1 protein-coding gene is annotated in these 1009 nt (G+C 72.5%); it reads right to left on the reverse strand.

The annotated features are described in order from the left end of the window. A partial coding sequence (locus VQ02_RS34090) for a RuBisCO large subunit C-terminal-like domain-containing protein (RefSeq protein WP_048448716.1) occupies nt 1-913 on the reverse strand: 913 nt, incomplete at its 3' end. Nucleotides 914-1009: the final 96 nt, after the last annotated feature.

Consider the following 1009-nt stretch of genomic DNA (forward strand, 5'->3'; position numbering starts at 1 on the left):
GGTCGGCCCCGGCGAGGCGCCAGAGCATCTGCCACGGAGCGTAGTCGAAGCCGAGCGCCGGGCAGCGGGTGAGCGCGCCCCAGCCGGCCCGGTGGGCGTGGATCGGCAGCTGCGCGTGGCGGCGAAAGGCTTCGACGCCGACGAGGCCGACGGAATTGAGGACCAGCATCACGCAGGTACCGCCCTCCCGCAGCACGAGGTCGTGCCGGCGGCGCATCTGGTCGAAGTCGCCGGTGAGGTTGAAGGCCACCATCGCCTTCTTGCCGGTGCGGTCGGCGTGGTCGTTGACGACGCGCATCACCGCCCGCACCCGCTCGTCGAACGGGCAGCGGGCGCCATCGGCCTGCAGCTCGTCGTCCTTGATGAAGTCGATGTCGCCGGCCACCAGCTCGCGCACCTGCGCAGCGGTCTCCTCCACCGAGAGGCCGATGCTCGGCTTGATGATGGTGCCGATGAGCGGCCCTTCCGCCACGCCGGAGAGCGTCCGCGTGCCGGCGATGCCGAAGCCGGGACCCGCGAAGGGCGCGGTGAAGGCAGGCGGCAGGGTGAGCCCGGTGAGCCGCAGGCCCGAGACCGGCTGGAGCTCGAACAGGTTGCCGGCGACCGTCGACCACAGGTTCGGCAGCGAGGGCCCGAAATTCTCCACCGGCCAGGACAGTTCGAGGGTCGCGCGGGTGTAGCGCTCGGCGCGCGAGACATCGGGCCGCTTGGCGCCGGGCAGGCTCGGGGTGGAGACCGTCTCCAGGATGTCGAGGCGCTCGACCCGGGCGCCGGAGCGGTCCTTGAGCTCCGGCGTCTCGTGGGCGAGCGCCACGAAGGTGCCGCTCGACTGCTCGCCGGCGATCACCTCGGCGGTGCGGGCCGGGTCGTCGCCGGTCTCCAGCCAGTAGGTCGCGTGGACGCGTTCGCGCATCGGAAGCCTCGGGGCGATGGCTGCGGGGTTCGGCATCGGGGGAGATCCGCCGGGCGGCGTCAGGTGATCCGCCGGATGCTCTCGGCGATCTCCGCC

The sequence above is a fragment of the Methylobacterium variabile genome, assembly GCF_001043975.1.
Lineage (GTDB): Bacteria > Pseudomonadota > Alphaproteobacteria > Rhizobiales > Beijerinckiaceae > Methylobacterium > Methylobacterium variabile.